General features: G+C 39.4%; 14 protein-coding genes. All 14 read left to right on the plus strand.

From position 1 onward, the window contains the following. Positions 1-307: 307 nt before the first annotated feature. Entirely contained in the window at positions 308-940 is a 633-nt protein-coding gene (locus QZ334_RS03095; RefSeq protein WP_295231818.1) for a helix-turn-helix transcriptional regulator, read from the plus strand. A gap of 9 nt (positions 941-949) precedes the next feature. Further along, on the plus strand, positions 950-2161 hold the full coding sequence (gene dpaL / locus QZ334_RS03100; RefSeq protein WP_024065752.1) for a diaminopropionate ammonia-lyase: 1212 nt from the start codon (positions 950-952) through the stop codon (positions 2159-2161). A 12-nt stretch (positions 2162-2173) separates the two neighbouring features. Continuing rightward, a complete protein-coding gene (locus QZ334_RS03105; RefSeq protein WP_295204422.1) occupies positions 2174-3484 on the plus strand; it encodes a YgeY family selenium metabolism-linked hydrolase in 1311 nt (436 codons plus the stop codon). Positions 3485-3639: 155 nt separating this feature from the next. After that, on the plus strand, positions 3640-4833 hold the full coding sequence (ygeW, locus tag QZ334_RS03110; RefSeq protein ID WP_024065750.1) for a knotted carbamoyltransferase YgeW: 1194 nt from the start codon (positions 3640-3642) through the stop codon (positions 4831-4833). A 69-nt stretch (positions 4834-4902) separates the two neighbouring features. After that, entirely contained in the window at positions 4903-5838 is a 936-nt protein-coding gene (gene arcC / locus QZ334_RS03115; RefSeq protein ID WP_105085932.1) for a carbamate kinase, read from the plus strand. Positions 5839-5890: 52 nt separating this feature from the next. Beyond that, the gene (gene ssnA / locus QZ334_RS03120) at positions 5891-7219 is read left to right on the plus strand and encodes a putative aminohydrolase SsnA (RefSeq protein WP_105094095.1); all 1329 of its coding nucleotides are present in this window, start codon (positions 5891-5893) and stop codon (positions 7217-7219) included. Between the two features lie 28 nt (positions 7220-7247). Continuing rightward, on the plus strand, positions 7248-8939 hold the full coding sequence (locus tag QZ334_RS03125; protein ID WP_295231824.1) for a selenate reductase: 1692 nt from the start codon (positions 7248-7250) through the stop codon (positions 8937-8939). Further along, a complete protein-coding gene (hydA, locus tag QZ334_RS03130) occupies positions 8936-10285 on the plus strand; it encodes a dihydropyrimidinase (protein ID WP_295231826.1) in 1350 nt (449 codons plus the stop codon). The genes QZ334_RS03125 and hydA overlap by 4 nt, the downstream gene beginning before the upstream one ends. A 17-nt stretch (positions 10286-10302) precedes the next feature. Then, positions 10303-12852 (plus strand): selenium-dependent xanthine dehydrogenase, encoded by a 2550-nt coding sequence (xdh, locus tag QZ334_RS03135; RefSeq protein WP_295231829.1) that lies wholly within the window; start codon positions 10303-10305, stop codon positions 12850-12852. Between the two features lie 145 nt (positions 12853-12997). Continuing rightward, positions 12998-14383 carry a nucleobase:cation symporter-2 family protein gene (locus tag QZ334_RS03140; protein ID WP_105094091.1) on the plus strand — a complete coding sequence of 462 codons (1386 nt, stop codon included), beginning with the start codon at positions 12998-13000 and terminating at the stop codon, positions 14381-14383. Between the two features lie 207 nt (positions 14384-14590). Then, entirely contained in the window at positions 14591-15778 is a 1188-nt protein-coding gene (locus QZ334_RS03145; RefSeq protein WP_295231831.1) for a RuBisCO large subunit C-terminal-like domain-containing protein, read from the plus strand. A 109-nt stretch (positions 15779-15887) separates the two neighbouring features. Continuing rightward, positions 15888-16694, plus strand: coding sequence for an MBL fold metallo-hydrolase (locus tag QZ334_RS03150; RefSeq protein WP_295204433.1), 807 nt, complete (start codon positions 15888-15890; stop codon positions 16692-16694). Positions 16695-16697: 3 nt separating this feature from the next. After that, the gene (gene rlmH, locus QZ334_RS03155) at positions 16698-17177 is read left to right on the plus strand and encodes a 23S rRNA (pseudouridine(1915)-N(3))-methyltransferase RlmH (RefSeq protein ID WP_295204434.1); all 480 of its coding nucleotides are present in this window, start codon (positions 16698-16700) and stop codon (positions 17175-17177) included. Between the two features lie 105 nt (positions 17178-17282). Then, entirely contained in the window at positions 17283-17738 is a 456-nt protein-coding gene (locus tag QZ334_RS03160; RefSeq protein ID WP_024065467.1) for a CBS domain-containing protein, read from the plus strand. The last annotated feature ends 110 nt before the right edge of the window (positions 17739-17848 follow it).

Below are 17848 nucleotides of genomic sequence, written 5' to 3' on the forward strand. Positions count from 1 at the left end.
ATATAGATGTGATAGCACAAAGGTCATTAAAAATTTTTATAACAGCCGGTTTATGTGATGGAAATCACAGGGAGTGTATATGTTTGTAACAATGGATGTATGTATCTGTATATTTATAAATAACTTTAATGCATAATAGCGTTGCATTTTCGTGTACATAGACCTATAATTTAAGTAAGGAACCTAACAAAAAATTAGGTTGATACAAAAATAGTTAGAATTGTTCTCATAATGCTAACTATGTAAGCGGACTGAAGTTATTTAGACCATAAAGTTAACCGATACCGATGAGAGGGAGGTTATCTCAATGAGTACATTGGAACGGCTAAAAGTAATAGCCCATGGATTGGCCATACAATTCGGACCATCTTGTGAAGTACTAATACATGACTTACAAAGAGATCTCGATACATCACTTGTATATATAGAAAATGGTACGATAACGAATCGTCATGTTGGTGATGGTCCATCACATGTGGTTTTAGATGTACTCAACTATGATGATGGTAGTGAAGGTAGATTTGGGTATCTAACAAAAACTAAGGATGGACGGATATTAAAATCTTCTACCATGTATATCCGTGATGATAATGGCAATATTGAATACCTATTAGGAATTAATCAAGATATCACAGAGTTTGTTATGATGCATCGATCACTTGAAAGTCTTATAGGGATAGGTCAAGATGAGACTGGCACTGTTGAAAAAATTACTACAAGTGTATCGGAACTATTAGATGATTTACTACTAGAAGCAGAACGCTTAGTTGGCAAACCTGGCCCACTCATGAATAAAGTAGAGCGACTAAAAGCTATTAGCTACTTAAATGAAAAAGGGGCTTTTCTTATCTCTAAATCTTCAGAAAAGATTGCGGAGTATTTCAATATTTCTAAGTTTACTCTTTATAGTGATTTAAATACTGTAAAGGAAGAATCCTAGGAGGCAAATATGGACCGAATTCAGTGGAAACGTAATACGATGGCACCATCTAGTGACAAGTTTTTGTCCGTTATGGATGTTAGAGAAATTAAGAAAGCTAAAGCATTTCATGAAAGTTTTCCACAGTATAGTGTAACTCCACTAGTATCGCTAGAAAAATTAGCAGATTATATCGGTGTTAATTCTCTCTTTGTAAAAGATGAATCTTACCGCTTTGGCTTAAATGCGTTTAAGGTATTAGGCGGCTCTTATGCAATGGCAAAATATGTAGCTCAACAAACTGGTAAAAATGTTGAAGATGTACCATATGATGTATTAACTTCTCCACAATTAAAAGAAGAATTCGGACAAGCTACATTCTTTACAGCTACTGATGGTAACCACGGACGTGGCGTAGCCTGGGCAGCTAATAAATTAGGTCAAAAAGCAGTAGTGTTCATGCCTAAAGGATCTACAGAATATCGTAGAAAACAAATTGAAAATGAAGGTGCTACCGTAACGATCGAAGAATTCAACTACGATGAATGTGTACGGTTAGCAACTAAAAAATCTAAAGAAGTTCCAAATGGTGTTGTAGTTCAAGATACAGCATGGGAAGGTTATGAAGAAATTCCAAACTGGATCATGCAAGGCTATGGCACAATGGCTATGGAAACGGCAAATCAGTTAGAATCTGAAAACTGTAAGGTACCAACTCATGTATTTGTACAAGCTGGTGTAGGTTCCCTAGCAGGTGCTGTAGTAGGTTATTTCACTAATTTATACAGCAATGCAACTAAGAAACCTAAATTAGTGGTTGTAGAAGCTGAAGCAGCAGCTTGCTTATATAAAGGGGCTGTAGCTGATGATGGTAATCCTCGTATCGTTGAGGGTGATTTAGAAACAATCATGGCTGGACTTGCATGTGGTGAACCAAATACAGTTTCTTGGGATATTTTGAGAAACCATGCGGATGTATTCGTATCTGCTCCTGATTGGGTAGCAAGACTTGGTATGCGCGTTGGTGGTGCACCGATTAAAGGTGATACACCAATCACTACAGGTGAATCTGGTGCGGTTCCACTAGGTCTTGTAACGGCAATTATGACAATGCCAGAATATGAAGACTTACGCAAGGAATTAGAATTAGATGCGTCTTCAAAGGTGCTCTGCTTCTCCACTGAAGGTGATACAGACCCTGAAAGATATAAAAACATTATGTGGTATGGTGAAGATCGTTAGGAGGCATTAATTATGGATTTACAAGCAATTAAACAAGCAGCAGCAACTTATGGACCAGCGATGACCAAGTTCTTACGTGAAATCGTAGCATTCCCTGGTGAAAGTGCAGAAGAAAAAGAACACGTTCAACGCATTGAAAAAGAAATGAAAGATCTTGGCTTCGACGAAGTTGAAGTAGATCCAATGGGTAACATTCTTGGTTACATGGGTACTGGTAAAACTCTTATTGCCTTCGACGCTCATATCGATACAGTAGGTATTGGCAACCGCGATAACTGGAATTTTGATCCTTATGAAGGTTTTGAAGATGAAACTAAAATCGGTGGTCGTGGTGTATCCGACCAATTAGGTGGTATCGTATCCGCTGTATACGGCGCTAAAATCATGAAAGACTTAGGTCTTTTAAGTGATAAATATCGCGTACTTGTTGTAGGTACAGTACAAGAAGAAGACTGCGATGGTCTTTGCTGGGAATACATGATTAAAGAACGTAATATTCGTCCTGAATTCGTAGTATCCACTGAACCTACTGACGGCGGTATCTACCGTGGTCAACGTGGCCGTATGGAAATCCGCGTAGATGTACAAGGCGTATCTTGCCATGGCTCCGCTCCTGAACGCGGTGACAACGCAATTTACAAAATGGCAGACATTCTTCAAGACATCCGTGAGTTGAATGCTAACTCTGCTGATGAAAGCACAAAAATTAAAGGTCTTGTAAAAATGCTTGACCCTAAATTCAACCCTGACCACTACGAAGAAGCTCGCTTCTTAGGTCGCGGTACTGTAACTACTTCCCAAATCTTCTACACTTCTCCAAGCCGTTGTGCAGTAGCTGACTCTTGCGCCGTTTCCTTGGACCGTCGTATGACAGCTGGCGAAACATGGCAATCCTGCTTGGCAGAAATCGAAGCTTTACCACATGTTAAAGAATATGGTGCGAAAGTATCCATGTATGAATATGCTCGTCCATCCTGGACTGGTTTAACATATCCAATCGAATGTTACTTCCCAACTTGGGTAATTCCTAAAGATCACAAAGTAACAGAAGCTTTGGAAGAAGCATACACTAGCTTGTATGGTAACGAACGTATCGGCGCTGAAGATACTGTTGAAATGCGTAAAGCTCGTCCATTGACTGATAAATGGACATTCTCCACAAATGGTGTTTCCATCATGGGCCGTAATGGAATCCCTTGCATCGGCTTCGGTCCTGGCGCAGAAGCACAAGCACATGCTCCTAACGAAATCACATGGAAACAAGACCTTGTAACATGTGCAGCTGTATATGCATTATTACCATCCGTATACTGCAAAGACTAATATCATATACATTGAATTAGATCTCTTTAAAACGAAAATCACTAGAACATAGTTCATAACTACAAATTTAATATGGTACCTCACCATTGGGTGAGGTACCGTATAAAGTTAGATCCTAAGTAGCCCTTTAGGGAATTGAAAGAGAGGACTTACAGATGACAGACTTCAATAAAAGTATTGAAACTTTAAAAGACTTAGACGTTAGCAAAATGTACGGCGAAGATTTCTTCCTTACATGGGAAAAATCTGAAGATGAATTAAAAGGTGTTTGGGCAGTAGCAGATGCATTACGCGCTCTTAGAGAACGCAATATCTCCACTAAAGTATTCGACAGTGGCCTTGGTATTTCTTTATTCCGCGATAATTCTACAAGAACTCGTTTCTCCTTCGCTTCTGCGTGTAACTTGTTAGGTCTTGAAGTGCAAGATTTGGATGAAGGTAAATCCCAAATTGCTCACGGTGAAACAGTTCGTGAAACAGCGAATATGATCTCCTTCATGGCTGACGTTATCGGTATCCGTGATGATATGTACATCGGTAAAGGTAATGCTTACATGCATCAAGTATCTGATGCAGTTAAAGAAGGTCATGAAGATGGCGTATTAGAACAACGTCCTACACTTGTAAACTTACAATGTGATATCGACCATCCAACACAAATCATGGCTGATGCGGCTCATATCATCAAAGAATTCGGTGGTGTAGAAAATCTTAAAGGCAAAAAAATTGCTATGACTTGGGCTTACTCTCCATCTTATGGTAAACCTTTATCCGTACCTCAAGGTGCTATTGGTTTATTCACTCGTTTAGGTATGGAAGTTGTATTAGCACATCCTGAAGGCTATGAAGTAATGCCAGAAGTTGAAGAAATTGCTAAGAAACAAGCTGAAGAAAGCGGCGGTTCCTTCCGTAGAACTAACGATATGAAGGATGCTTTCAAAGATGCAGATATCGTATATCCTAAGAGCTGGGCTCCATTTGGTGCGATGGAAAAACGTACGAAATTGTATGGCGAAAACGACCATGAAGGCATTAAAGCATTAGAAAAAGTTCTTCTTGAAGAAAATGGTAAACATAAAGATTGGGCATGTACTGAAGAGATGATGAGTCTCACTAAAGACGGTAAAGCTCTTTACTTACATTGCTTACCAGCAGATATTACAGGTGTAAGTTGTGAAGAAGGCGAAGTAGACGCAACAGTATTCGATCGCTATCGCGTACCTCTTTATAAAGAAGCAAGCTACAAACCATATGTTATTGCAGCTATGATCTTCTTAAGCAAATTTAAGAATCCTGTAGAAACCTTAAAAGAATTAGAACGGAAGGGAACTGATCGAGTTCAACCGTAAAGTAAACTTTAGGGGCCATCCGTGTTGATGGCCCCTTTTTATTCTTAATAGTTTGTTATGAGGCATAACATGAAAAAAAGAGTTGTAGTAGCGTTAGGTGGGAATGCATTAGGTAATTCCCTTCCGGAACAAAAAATTGCAGTAAAAAGTACAGCTAAAACGATTATTGATTTAGTAGAAGCTGATTGTGATGTGGTAGTAACTCATGGCAATGGTCCTCAAATTGGTATGATCAACAATGCGATGGCTGCATTGACACGTGAAGTAGAAGGCCAACCAAATACACCATTGTCCGTATGTGTGGCTATGAGCCAAGCATATATCGGGTATGACTTACAAAATGCCCTTCACGAAGAGTTGTTAAATCGTGGTATTGAACATTTGCCAACCATGACAATGGTTACGCAAGTATTAGTTGACCAAAATGACCCTGGATTCCAAAATCCAACAAAACCAATCGGTCACTTTATGACTAAAGAAGAAGCTGAATACGCAGAAAAAAATTACGATTACGTTGTAAAAGAAGATTCTGGTCGCGGATATCGCCGTGTAGTAGCATCTCCAGCACCTCAGGAAATTATCGAAATTGAAGCGATTAAAGGCTTGGTAGGGAAACAATTAATCGTTGCTTGTGGTGGTGGCGGTATTCCTGTAACTAGAGAAGGTAATGAACTTCATGGTGCAGCAGCCGTTATTGATAAAGACTGGACTAGTAGCCTATTAGCACAAGAAATTGATGCAGATGTACTTGTTATATTAACCGCTGTTGAAAAGGTTGCCATTAATTTTGGTAAAGAAAATGAAAAATGGCTAGATGAAATAACCGTGGCAGATGCGAAAAAATATGCAGCAGCAGGCGAATTTGCAGAAGGCTCTATGAAACCTAAGGTAGAAGCAGCTATTGCCTTTGCAGAATCTAAAAAAGGCCGTGTTTCCATTATTACATTATTAGAAAAATCTAAGGATGGTATAGCAGGAAAAACAGGTACGCGTATCGTATTATAATAATATATGGATTTATAAGTATGCATCCAACGTTTCGTTGGGGAGGTGCCCTATGATTATATTAGGAAAAGGTACTGTAATTACTCGCGATACTGATAGACCTATCATTTATGATGGTGCTGTTGTTATTGACGGAACTCAGATTATAGATATTGGTACATATGATGAATTATGCAAACAATATAAAGATGCAGAAATTATTGATGCTCATGGCGGTTTGATTATGCCAGGCTTTATAAATGCACATCATCATATTTACTCTGCTCTTGCACGCGGCTTATCCTTGCCTGGTCCAGCACCAACTAACTTTGGTGAAATTTTAGAAGGACTCTGGTTCTATTTAGATAATAAATTGACAGCTCCAGATGTGAAAGCTAGTGCATTACTTACATATTTAGGATGTATAGAAAACGGCGTTACTACTATCTTCGATCATCATGCAAGCTATGGTGAAACTGCTAATAGTTTATCTGTAATTGCTGATGTAGCTAAACAGTTCGGTGTTCGTTCTTGTTTATGCTATGAAGTCTCTGATCGTAACGGTGTTGACCAAATGAAAGCAGCTGTTGCAGAAAATGTGCGTTTTGGTAAAGAAGCGAAAAAAGATCCATCTAGACTCGCTGCTATGATGGGTTTACATGCATCCTTCACGTTAAGTTCTGAAACATTAGATTATGTAAAAGCACAAAATGAAGACAAGTTAGGTTATCACGTTCATGTTGCCGAAGGCCCTGAAGATGTGGCAGATAGTAAAGAAAAATATGGCATGACACCTGTGAGACGACTTGTAGAGGCAGGAATTTTAGGTCCTAAGAGTATTGCAGGTCACTGCGTACATGTAACTGATCAAGATGTGGAATTATTGAAAGAATCTCAAGCTAAGGTTGTACATAATCCAGAAAGTAACATGGGTAATGCAGTAGGCACAACAGATATCTTAAAACTATTAGGTGCAGGTATCACAGTTGGTCTAGGTACAGATGGTTATACAAATGATATGCTCGAATCTTACAAAGTGGCAAACTGCCTTGTAAAACATGAGCAACATAAACCATATGTAGGTTGGGGCGAAGTTCCTCATATGCTATTTGAAAACAACCGTAAAATGGCGAATGAATTCTTCGATACTACAGTTGGCATCCTAAAAAAAGGTGCCGCCGCTGACGTAATCGTTCTTGATTACGCAGCACCAACGCCACTTGATGAAAATAACATCAATGGTCACTTATTATTCGGTGCTAATGGTATGTATGTGGTAACAACTATTAGTGATGGTGTACCACGTATGATCGATCGTAAGTTACAAGGCATCGACAAAGCTGAAGTAATGAATGAAGTTTTAGCAACATCTAAAGGTTTATGGAAACGACTAAACCCATAACGCAAGCGCTTTAAAGGAGTGTGACATTATGAGTGACATTATGTATCCGGTAAGTTTCGGAAATTTGATGAACCACATTATGACTGAGTACAAGATGTACAATCGTATTTACAATGTAAATAAAATTCATCGTACGAATCATGATCAACGCTTATCTATCTTTGGTAAATCCATTGAAAACCCTGTAGGTCCTGCAGCTGGCCCTAATACACAGTTGGCACAAAACATTGTGGCATCTTATGTAGCTGGTGCTCGTTGCATCGAATTAAAAACTGTACAAATTATGTACGGTGAAGAATTAGGTATTCCTAGACCTTGTATCTACTCTGTAGACGAAGCATATAACGTAGAGTGGTCTTCTGAATATAGCTGTGATGAAGCTGCTGATGAATACATCAAAGCTTGGTTCGCATTAAAATTAATCTCTAAAGAATTAGGCTTAGGCGATCCAGATGGCTTCTTATTCATTATGAGTGTTGGTTACAACTTGGCTGGTATTAAGAGCCCAATGGTTGATAAATTCATCAACACAATGCGCAGCGCATCTCAATCTCCTATGTGGGATGAATGCAAACAATGGTGTCTTGATCATGTAGATGAATTTGAACATATCGATGCTGAATTCATCAACTCCATTAGCGATGAACTTTGCCAAGCAATCACATTGTCCACAATGCACGGTTGCCCAGCTGAAGAAATAGAATCCATTTGTTCTTACCTTATCAGTGAAAAAGGTCTTCATCTATACTTGAAATGCAACCCTACATTGTTAGGTCCAAAACGCATTAGAGAGTTGTTAGATAATGCTGGCTTTGAATATATTGACTTTGAAGATCATCAATTCGAAGTTGACCTTCAATTCGATAAAGCTGTTCCAATGTTAGAACGTCTTATCGCTCTTGGTGAAAAACACAACAAGATCTTTGGCGTTAAATTGACAAATACATTCCCTGTACAAATTCATAACAATGAATTGCCAGGCGAGCAAATGTACATGTCTGGTAAATCCTTGTTACCTGTAACAATTGGTGTAGCTGAGCTTTTAAGTGCTCAATTCGGTGAACGTTTACCAATGTCTTACAGTGGTGGCGCTGTAAAACAAAACATTAAAGCCATCTTTGATTGTGGTATCTGGCCTGTAACAGTATGTACAATACTTCTCCAAGGCGAAGGTTACAATACTTTCAAAGCTTTGGCAGATGAAGTTGAATCTACTGATTATAATGCTGCATTAAAAGTTCATAAAGAACTTATCGCAGCACTTGCTAAAGACATCGCTGAAAATAAAGTATTCAAGAAAAGCGATGCAATGAAGAAAAAACGTGAAGCAATGCCATCCTTCCCTAGTACACGTAGCTCTGACTACCACTGCCGCGTAGTATGTGGTGCTTGCGTTCGCGTATGTCCTAACAGATGTAATGAAGTCGTTACTGTAAATGATGCTAAATTGATTGTCCATGTAGATCAAAGCTGTAATGAGTGTGGTAACTGTGCATGTCATTGCGTAGAACCTTGTCAACCATACAAGGATCGCATTACATTCTTCCACAATGCTGAAGCTTTAGCAGATAGTACAAATGATGGTTTCTACATCACAGGCACTAGCTGTGGTTACCGCTTCAAAGGTGAAGAAGCCGTATGTGACATTGATGCATTACCTGAAGAATTGAAAGGAGTTGTACATGCCTTCTGTAAAGAGCATGTGTACTATGTATCATGATTATCATACAACAAGGGGACTTGGTCTTAACTGATCGAATCCTTACCGGAGATTTATTAATCGATGGCGACAAAATTGTCGCCATCGATGAACACGTTCCTGTTCCAGAAGGAGCTAAAGTAATTGATGCAAAAGGTTGCTATGTGTTCCCTGGATTCATAGATCCACACACACACTTTCAGATGACAAATGCCTTAGCGTCTACTGCGGATGATTTTGATAGTGGCACAAAGGCTGCTATCCTTGGCGGGACTACTTCAATTATCAATTTTGCTTCTCCTGAGGAAGGCTCCCTTTGTAAAGGCTTAGAGGTTCATAAGGAGCGTGCCGCAGGGCATTGCTCCTGTGACTATAAATTCCATATGGAACTTGTAGAAATGAATGAAAATGTAGCTCGTGAGATACCGAAGGTCGTAGAGGCTGGTGTATCATCTTTTAAAGTGTATTTAGCGTATGGCTTCCGTTTAACAGATCGAGAAATTTATGATGCTATAGAGGCAATCAAACCTACAGGAGCTCTCGTTGGAGCACACTGTGAAAATGGTGATCTTATTGATGCGCTCGTAGCTGATAAACGTAAACGTGGTGAACTAGATGTAAGCAATCATCCACTCACAAGACCTGCCATGATTGAATCGGAAGCGATTAAGCGCTTTAGTACAATCGGTGCTGCATTAGACTATCCTGTACATATTGTTCATATAAGTTCTAAAGAGGGCCTAGAAGAGGTTGTTCGGGAACGAAACTTAGGGCATAAAGTGACTTGTGAAACATGTCCACAATATTTAGTACTCGATGAATCACGATATAACTTACCTGATTTTGAAGGTGTTAAATATGTGATGAGCCCACCTCTGAGAACAATTCAGGATCAAATGGCATTAAAGGATGCCTTAGTAAACGGTATATTCCAAACGATTGGGTCTGATCATTGTAGCTTTACTTTTGATGATCAAAAACTAAAAAGTCGATATGATTTTACTCGTATACCTGGTGGTATTCCAGGTGCTGAGGAACGAGGAATCGTAGCTTATGATGTATTGGTAAATCAATGCAATATGAGCGCTGTAGATTTTATGAAATTAGTTAGTGAAAATCCTGCAAAGCTTTACGGTATGTATCCTAAGAAGGGCACGTTAGCCGTTGGTAGCGATGGGGATATTACAATTGTTGATAAGCGCATTGAGCATGTGCTTTCGAAAGAATCCGCCCATACAAAGGCAGACTATATACCTTATGAGGGCATATCTGTAACAGGTAAAGTTCGAGATGTAATCCTTAGAGGTCACCATGTGGTACAAGATGGATCCTTAATAGAATCATATCTTGGTGAATGTATTCCTTAATGAAAGGAGGGCTATATATGTACCGCTTTCAAGTGAATGGCACCCAACATGAGGTTCAAGAGGATCAACGTTTAATTGATTTCTTGAGAGCTGATTTGAAATTGACGGGCACTAAAGAAGGCTGTAGTGCTGGTGCTTGTGGTACGTGTACAGTAATTATAGACGGAAAAAAAGCAAAGGCTTGTGTAACTAAATTATCCCAATTAGATGGTAAATCGGTTGTAACAATTGAGGGACTGTCTGAACGGGAAAAAGCGGTATACACCTATGCTTTTGGTGAATGCGGAGCGGTGCAGTGTGGTTTCTGTATCCCAGGTATGATTATTAGTGCAAAAGTTTTGATTGATGAAAATAATGACCCTACACCTGATGATGTAAAAAAAGCTATTTTAGGCAACATTTGTCGTTGTACAGGCTATGTAAAAATTGAAGAAGGCATTATGCTGGCAGCAAAAATGTTCCGTGAGAACTTACCAGTTCCTGAAAAGGATACAACTGGTAATGTAGGTGCTCGTTTACACCGTGTAGATGCAGAGGAAAAAGCACTAGGTACTGGACAATACGCTGATGATATACATATGGATGGCATGATTTATGCTAAAGCATTGCGCTCTAAATATCCTCGCGCTAGAGTTGATCGCGTTGATGTTTCTAAAGCACTTGCACATCCTAAATGTGTAACGGCTTTAACTGCTAAAGATGTTCCATTCAATAAGACTGGTCACTTGGTACCAGACTGGGATGTGCTCATTGCAGAAGGCGATATCACTCGTTATGTCGGTGATGCTATTGCACTAGTAGCGACAACTGAGAAAAAATACTTAGATGAAGTTCTTGCTCTCGTTGAAGTTGATTATACTGAGTTAGAGCCTGTAGTAGACCCATTAGAAGCATTGAAACCAGATGCACCTCAGCTACATCCAAACGGAAATGTATTGTCTCGTCAAACATTATCTCGCGGCGATGTAGATAAGGCTATTGCAGAGGCTGCATTTGTAGTAACAAATCACTATTCCACACCTCAAACAGACCATGCGTTCATGGAGCCTGAATGTGCTGTGGCATATCGTGAAGGCGATGTAATTCATTTACATTCCGGTAGCCAAAATGTTTATGATGATCGCCATGAAGTATCTCGTATGCTTGGCATTCCTGAGGAATCTGTAAAAGTTCATAGTATGCTCGTAGGTGGCGGCTTTGGTGGTAAAGAGGACATGAGTGTACAACATCATGCATCTCTTGTAGCTTGGCTTACAGGTAAACCAACTAAGGTTCTCTTCTCCCGTCAAGAAAGCCTTAATATTCACCCTAAGCGCCATGCGATGGAAATGGATATTACTACTGCTTGTGATGCAGAAGGCAACTTGGTGGCAAGTAAGGTAAACATCGTATCTAACTGTGGTGCCTATGCATCCTTAGGTGGTCCAGTACTTCAACGTGCTGGTACACACTCTTGTGGTCCTTACAAATTTGATAACTTTGCCTTTGATGGTATTTGCGTTTATACAAATACTGTTCCTGGTGGTGCATTCCGTGGGTTCGGTGTAACACAAACTATCTTTGGTCAAGAACAAAATATTGATGAATTAGCTGCATTGGTAGGTATGGATCCATGGGAATTCCGTTATAAAAACGTTGTTCGTCCTGGTGATTCTTTACCAAATGGTCAAATTTGCTCTGAAGAAACTGCATTAGCAGAATGCTTGGAAGCAGTAAAAGATGCATACTATGCATCTGACCGCACAGGCCTTGCAGTATGTTTGAAAAACAGTGGTATCGGTGTAGGCTTACCTGATACTGGTCGCGTTATCTTAGAAGTACGGGATGGTAAAGTTCGTATCCGTACTGGCGCAGCTTGTATCGGTCAAGGTATGGCTACTATGGCTACTCAAGTACTATGTGAAACAACTGGTTTAACAGCTGATAAAGTATTTGTAGAGCGCCCTGATACAGTACGCACTCCAGACTCTGGTACAACTACTGCATCTCGTCAAACAGTGTTCACTGGTGAAGCAACGCGTAAAGCAAGTCTTCGCTTGAAAGAAATGTTAGAAACTAAGACCTTAGAAGAATTGAATGGTGTAGAGATTTATGAAGAATTCCTTGGTGAAACAGATCCATTCAACGCTGATAAACCACATCCAAAAAATCATGTTGCTTATGGTTATGGTGCATGTGTAGCTAGAATTGGGGAAGATAATAAAATTGCTGAACTACATGTAGCATACGATGTAGGTCGTGTAGTTAATCCTCAATCTTGCTCTGGTCAAGCTGAAGGTGGTGCCATCATGGGTATGGGCTATGCGGTTACAGAAGACTTCCCTTATAAAGATGGTTATGTAACAGCTAAATATGGTACTCTAGGTCTTCTTAGAGCTACACAATGTCCACCAATTCAAGTAAGTCTTATTGAAAAAGGGACACCTGAACAATATGCATACGGCGCTAAAGGTATTGGTGAAATCTCCAGTATCCCAATTGCACCAGCCATTGCAAATGCGTATCGTCGTATCGACGGAGAACCACGTAGGTCCTTGCCGATTCAACATACAGGTTATAAAAAATAGAATATTTGCTTAGTGGTTAGGGGCATTAGCCCCTGGCCATCAAGGTTCCCACGTGAAGTCTATGAGATTTTTAAACTCTATCAAGTACGATAGTATGACTATATTATTTACTAGTAACTAAAACGTAAGATATGAGGTGATTCTTATGAGTAAAGGTGTATCTGGTGTCAACCATGTAGATGGTATGCTGCCAATCCCGCAATTATTTGCTTATGGTTTACAGCACGTGTTGGCCATGTATGCTGGTGCCGTAGCGGTACCAATCATTATTGCGCAAGCCATGCATTTGCCAATTGAGGATTTAATTCGTTTGATCACAGCCGATTTGTTCACATGTGGTGTAGCCACATTGATACAAACATTAGGTTTTGGTCCTGTTGGTGGTCGTATTCCTCTTATTCAAGGTGTAACATTTGCTTCTGTAGGGCCGATGATTCTGATTGGCCAACAGCATGATATTAATACGATTTATGGTGCTATTATCGTGGCTGGTATATTTACATTCTTGGTAGCACCATTCTTTAGTCGCTTAATCCGTTTATTCCCACCTGTAGTAACAGGTACCATCATTACTATTATCGGTATCAACTTGATGCCAGTAGCAGTTAACTGGATGGGTGGGGGCGTAGGTAACAAAAACTTCGGCGATCCACTATACATAGCTCTTGGTGTAGCTACATTTATTCTCGTTATTTTAACATATCGATTTGGTAAAGGGTTCCTAGGTAATCTGGCTATCTTGGTAGGTCTTATCCTCGGTACTGCTCTTGCTATGATTTGTGGTATTACAGACTTCTCTGAAGTAGGTCGTTCTCAATGGGTTTCCGTTGTAACACCGTTCTACTTTGGCCTTCCAACCTTTGATTTTGCTTCTATCATCTCTATGATTATTGTAATGCTTGTAGTTATGGTAGAAACAACTGGTGATAGTATTGCTGTTGGTGAAATCGTAGATAAACCTATCGGTCAAAAAGAGTTAGCTGCAGTGCTTCGTGCCGATGGCTTATCCACTCTTATCGGTGGTGTGCTTAATAGTTTCCCTTACACAGCATTCGCTCAAAACGTAGGCCTTATCGCTGTAACACGCGTAAAAAGCCGCTTCGTTGTAGCAGCATCCGGTGTAATTTTGATTTTATTAGGTCTTTTCCCTAAATTAGCAGCTGTTGTAGCTAGTATCCCTAATGCAGTATTAGGTGGTGCAGGGATTGCTATGTTTGGTATGATTATTGCCAGTGGTATTCGTTCCCTTGGTAAAGTTAGCTTCGATGGCAACTATAACTTAATGCTTGTAGCAATTAGTATTGGGGTATCCATGATTCCATTGGCAGCACCTCAAATCTATGCACACTTCCCAGCTTGGGCACAAATTCTTTTGAAATCTGGTATCACAGCTGGTAGTATTGTAGCCGTTTTATTGAATGTAGTATTCAATGGCTTTGGTTACAAAACTGTTAACGAACCTAACCGTGCAGCACGTAAGTATCGTCACTTCACACGATTCAAAGGTTATCCTAAACATTTCTATCAATAAGATATAGTTAAGTCAATTAATTCTCATATGATTACATGTATTGTCTCTCACGGTAGAAACCTTGTTCGTATAGGTAAAAAATCTATATACATGTTATCACTCTTTCAAAAAGGCCTCGCTCTAGTTTTAGAGTGAGGCCTTTTTTGTATGGAATGAAGCACTACTTTGGTATATAATTAAATAATATTATTGCAAAGGAGACGCATTATGAAAGACGAGCGATTTATAGTTACGTATCGAATAGAAGCAAGTTCATATGAAGAGGCAAAAGCTATTGCGTGGGCTGTTCAAGTAGAACAAACCATAGAGTTTCCTTATGAGTTTGTTACAGATCCATATATTAAAGGAACTATTACTGGTCGATTAGAATCTCTTGAACCGATGGAACAAGATTCTGCATATGTTAATGTTGGTGTCATGCCAAATGCTGTAATTGATATATCTCGCTATTATGTGGCTCGTATTTCATATCTTGTAGATACTACTGCCTTAGAAGCAACGCAATTTTTAAATGTTGTCTTTGGAAACTCGTCCTTACAACCTCATATTTGGGTGGTGGATGTTGAATTATGCCCAACTCTTTACGATGTGTTTAAAGGACCACGTTTTGGTTTGCATGGGATTCGCCAACTAGTGGAAACACCAACGCGTCCTATGATTCAAGCCGTTGTAAAACCTATGGGGACACCTAATGAAGAGCTAGCTCGTATGTGTGGTGCTTATACACGTGGTGGGGCAGATGTCATTAAGGATGACCATGGTATTTCTAATCAGTCATTCTCTCAATTTAAAGATCGGGTAAAGCGATGTGCTGCTATAGTGCGCGAAATGAATGATAAACATGGCACACATACCTTATATGCAGCTAATGTATCTGGCGATGGTACAGATGTAATAGAACGTGCTTATTTTGCTAAGGAAGCTGGCGCAACGGCCCTTATGGTGGCTTCAGGACTGGTTGGGTTTGGTTGGCTACATAAACTAGCTAGTGATGAAAATTTACGATTGCCCATTATTCATCATCCCGCTTATTCAGGTGGATTCGTAAGTCCTGGCACATCTGGTATAGCTGATTATCTACAATTAGGCTTGTTGCCTCGTATCTTTGGTGCAGATATGCCGATTTTTGTATCCTATGGTGGACGTTTTACTTTCACTGAGGAACAGTGTAAGCGGATATCCAATTATATTAAACAACCGATAGTCTTGATGAAGGCTGCGTGTCCAGCACCTGGTGGTGGTGTAACAGATGTACGATTGAATGAACTTGTTAAGTTATACGGTAATGATACAATGTTCCTCGTTGGGGGCGATATGTTCCGTAGAGGTCCGGATATCGAGTCTAATATGGCTTACTTTGTAGATCGTTTGACTGACTTATCTGAAAGCAAGTAATGATAGTTTACGGTTACATAAGTTAATACAATAGTTATATTGAATAACTAAGTCACTGACTTTCACAAAAATATGTAAAGAATTATGATTAAGTATATGGAGTGTTTTGATGAGTGAATCCTCACCGTTGGAGGTCCATGTCCTTGCTAGTGGTAGTAAGGGCAATTGTACAGTAATAAAAAAAGGGAACTCCGTCATATTGCACGATGTAGGCATTAGCTGTCGGCGCATCGTAAATGGATTAAAAGAATTGCATATCGATATGGCACAGGTAGAGGGCATATTTATCAGTCATGAACATAGTGATCATATTGCGGGACTACAACAACTATTGAAACGTTTTGATATTCCTGTATATACGAAACAAGGGACATGGCGTGAAATTCAAGATAAGTTAATTGTGCCAAAGAACCAATTAATCGAATTGACTAAGGGTAGCCTCTCTCTTGGTAACCTTGTGGTCGAATCTTTTGGCGTTAGTCATGATGCGGCTGATCCGATTGGTATTAATGTGTATGCAGGAAATGATAAGGCCACTGTCGTTACTGATACGGGTGTGATTTCTGAAAGTATCTTACGTCGTATGGATGACACGACATTGTTAGTACTGGAAGCAAATTATGATCCTCATATGTTAAGATTCGGTCCTTATCAACCATTTTTGAAACAACGTGTGGCTGGTGATGAAGGCCATTTGAGTAATGAAATGGCTGCCCGAGCTTTGCTCATGATGAATCGACCTGATTTCATGCAAGTTATTCTGGCCCATCGTTCTGAAAACAATAATAATGCCGTCCTTGTTACCCAAACGATTGGGAAAATGCTCGTAGATAGTGGCGTTCGCATTGGACCGGAAATGAAGTTGCAACATGGACAACCTAATGAAATTGTGTCTATGCAATCCGTAAAGAGGTAGAGTATGAGATTTTATGTAGTTTGTATCGGCAAGTTAAAAGACGCTTACTTGCGCGATGGGGTAGCAGAGTTTGTGAAACGGATGCGACCTTATGGTGGGATTACCATTACTGAACTAAATGAAAGTAAAATTGGGGATAAGCCGAGTGATGCAGATCGAAAACAAGTCGTTGTAGAAGAAGGGGAACGTTTATTAAAAGCTGTTCCAAAGAATGCTTATACCGTGTTGTTAGATGTGTATGGTAAAACGATGTCCTCTGAAGACTTGGCCAAAACAATAGCTAAACTAGAAGTCGATGGTATAAGTGATATGGCGTTCATCGTTGGCGGTGCTTTTGGTGTAAGCGATGAGTTGCGCAAGTCCGTGAATTATAAATTATCCTTTAGCCCAATGACCTTTACCCATCAAATGGTACGCTTATTGCTAGTAGAGCAAATTTATAGAGCCTCTAAGATTAATCGTAACGAACCATATCATTGGTAATAGACTTATAAATTATTTATATAATATTCTTATAAAAAAGGAGTTTTATTATGCTATGTCGAATAGTATAATAAAGCAAGATGTATTTGTAAGGAGGAATTCACTATGAAAATTCAAGAAGTAATGAATAAATACCCTGTTACTGTTGGCAAGGATGCGCCGATTTCTGATGTGGCTGACTTATTGGTAAAATATAATTTAACAGCTGTTTCCGTAGTGGATGACAACAATAAATTATTAGGTATTATTTCTGAAGGTGATTTGCTTTATAAAAAAGTTCGCCCTCATGTACCTCACTATGTAAATGTGTTGGGCGCTAGTATTTATTACAATGGCATTGGCGAATATAATGCACAATTCAAAAAATTGTTAGCATCTCACGTTCATGAGTTGATGACCGACGAAGTCATTACAACTACACCGGATAAAGATGTAGAGGAAATTGTATCTGTTATGCTTGATCAACATTTGAAAAATGTTCCTGTTGTAGATAAGGATTACCATTTGATTGGTATCTTGTCTCGTCGTGACATTATCAAATTGATTGCTAAAGATAACTAATTCGCATAATTATGTAGAACATAGAAAGACCACCCATTTCGGGGTGGTCTTTTAGGGGTTATAGGACAAAACGTGTTGGTTTTATAGGCGATGGAGCCAGTAAATTACTG

The organism is Veillonella sp. (assembly GCF_019414865.1).
Taxonomy (GTDB): Bacteria; Bacillota; Negativicutes; order Veillonellales; family Veillonellaceae; genus Veillonella.

Excerpts from the sequence above, each read along its gene's own strand:
- QZ334_RS03095 (WP_295231818.1), top strand. The coding sequence starts at position 308 with ATGAGTACATTGGAACGGCTAAAAGTAATAGCCCATGGATTGGCCATA.
- dpaL (WP_024065752.1), top strand. The coding sequence starts at position 950 with ATGGACCGAATTCAGTGGAAACGTAATACGATGGCACCATCTAGTGAC.
- QZ334_RS03105 (WP_295204422.1), top strand. The coding sequence starts at position 2,174 with ATGGATTTACAAGCAATTAAACAAGCAGCAGCAACTTATGGACCAGCG.
- ygeW (WP_024065750.1), top strand. The coding sequence starts at position 3,640 with ATGACAGACTTCAATAAAAGTATTGAAACTTTAAAAGACTTAGACGTT.
- arcC (WP_105085932.1), top strand. The coding sequence starts at position 4,903 with ATGAAAAAAAGAGTTGTAGTAGCGTTAGGTGGGAATGCATTAGGTAAT.
- ssnA (WP_105094095.1), top strand. The coding sequence starts at position 5,891 with ATGATTATATTAGGAAAAGGTACTGTAATTACTCGCGATACTGATAGA.
- QZ334_RS03125 (WP_295231824.1), top strand. The coding sequence starts at position 7,248 with ATGAGTGACATTATGTATCCGGTAAGTTTCGGAAATTTGATGAACCAC.
- hydA (WP_295231826.1), top strand. The coding sequence starts at position 8,936 with ATGATTATCATACAACAAGGGGACTTGGTCTTAACTGATCGAATCCTT.
- xdh (WP_295231829.1), top strand. The coding sequence starts at position 10,303 with ATGTACCGCTTTCAAGTGAATGGCACCCAACATGAGGTTCAAGAGGAT.
- QZ334_RS03140 (WP_105094091.1), top strand. The coding sequence starts at position 12,998 with ATGAGTAAAGGTGTATCTGGTGTCAACCATGTAGATGGTATGCTGCCA.
- QZ334_RS03145 (WP_295231831.1), top strand. The coding sequence starts at position 14,591 with ATGAAAGACGAGCGATTTATAGTTACGTATCGAATAGAAGCAAGTTCA.
- QZ334_RS03150 (WP_295204433.1), top strand. The coding sequence starts at position 15,888 with ATGAGTGAATCCTCACCGTTGGAGGTCCATGTCCTTGCTAGTGGTAGT.
- rlmH (WP_295204434.1), top strand. The coding sequence starts at position 16,698 with ATGAGATTTTATGTAGTTTGTATCGGCAAGTTAAAAGACGCTTACTTG.
- QZ334_RS03160 (WP_024065467.1), top strand. The coding sequence starts at position 17,283 with ATGAAAATTCAAGAAGTAATGAATAAATACCCTGTTACTGTTGGCAAG.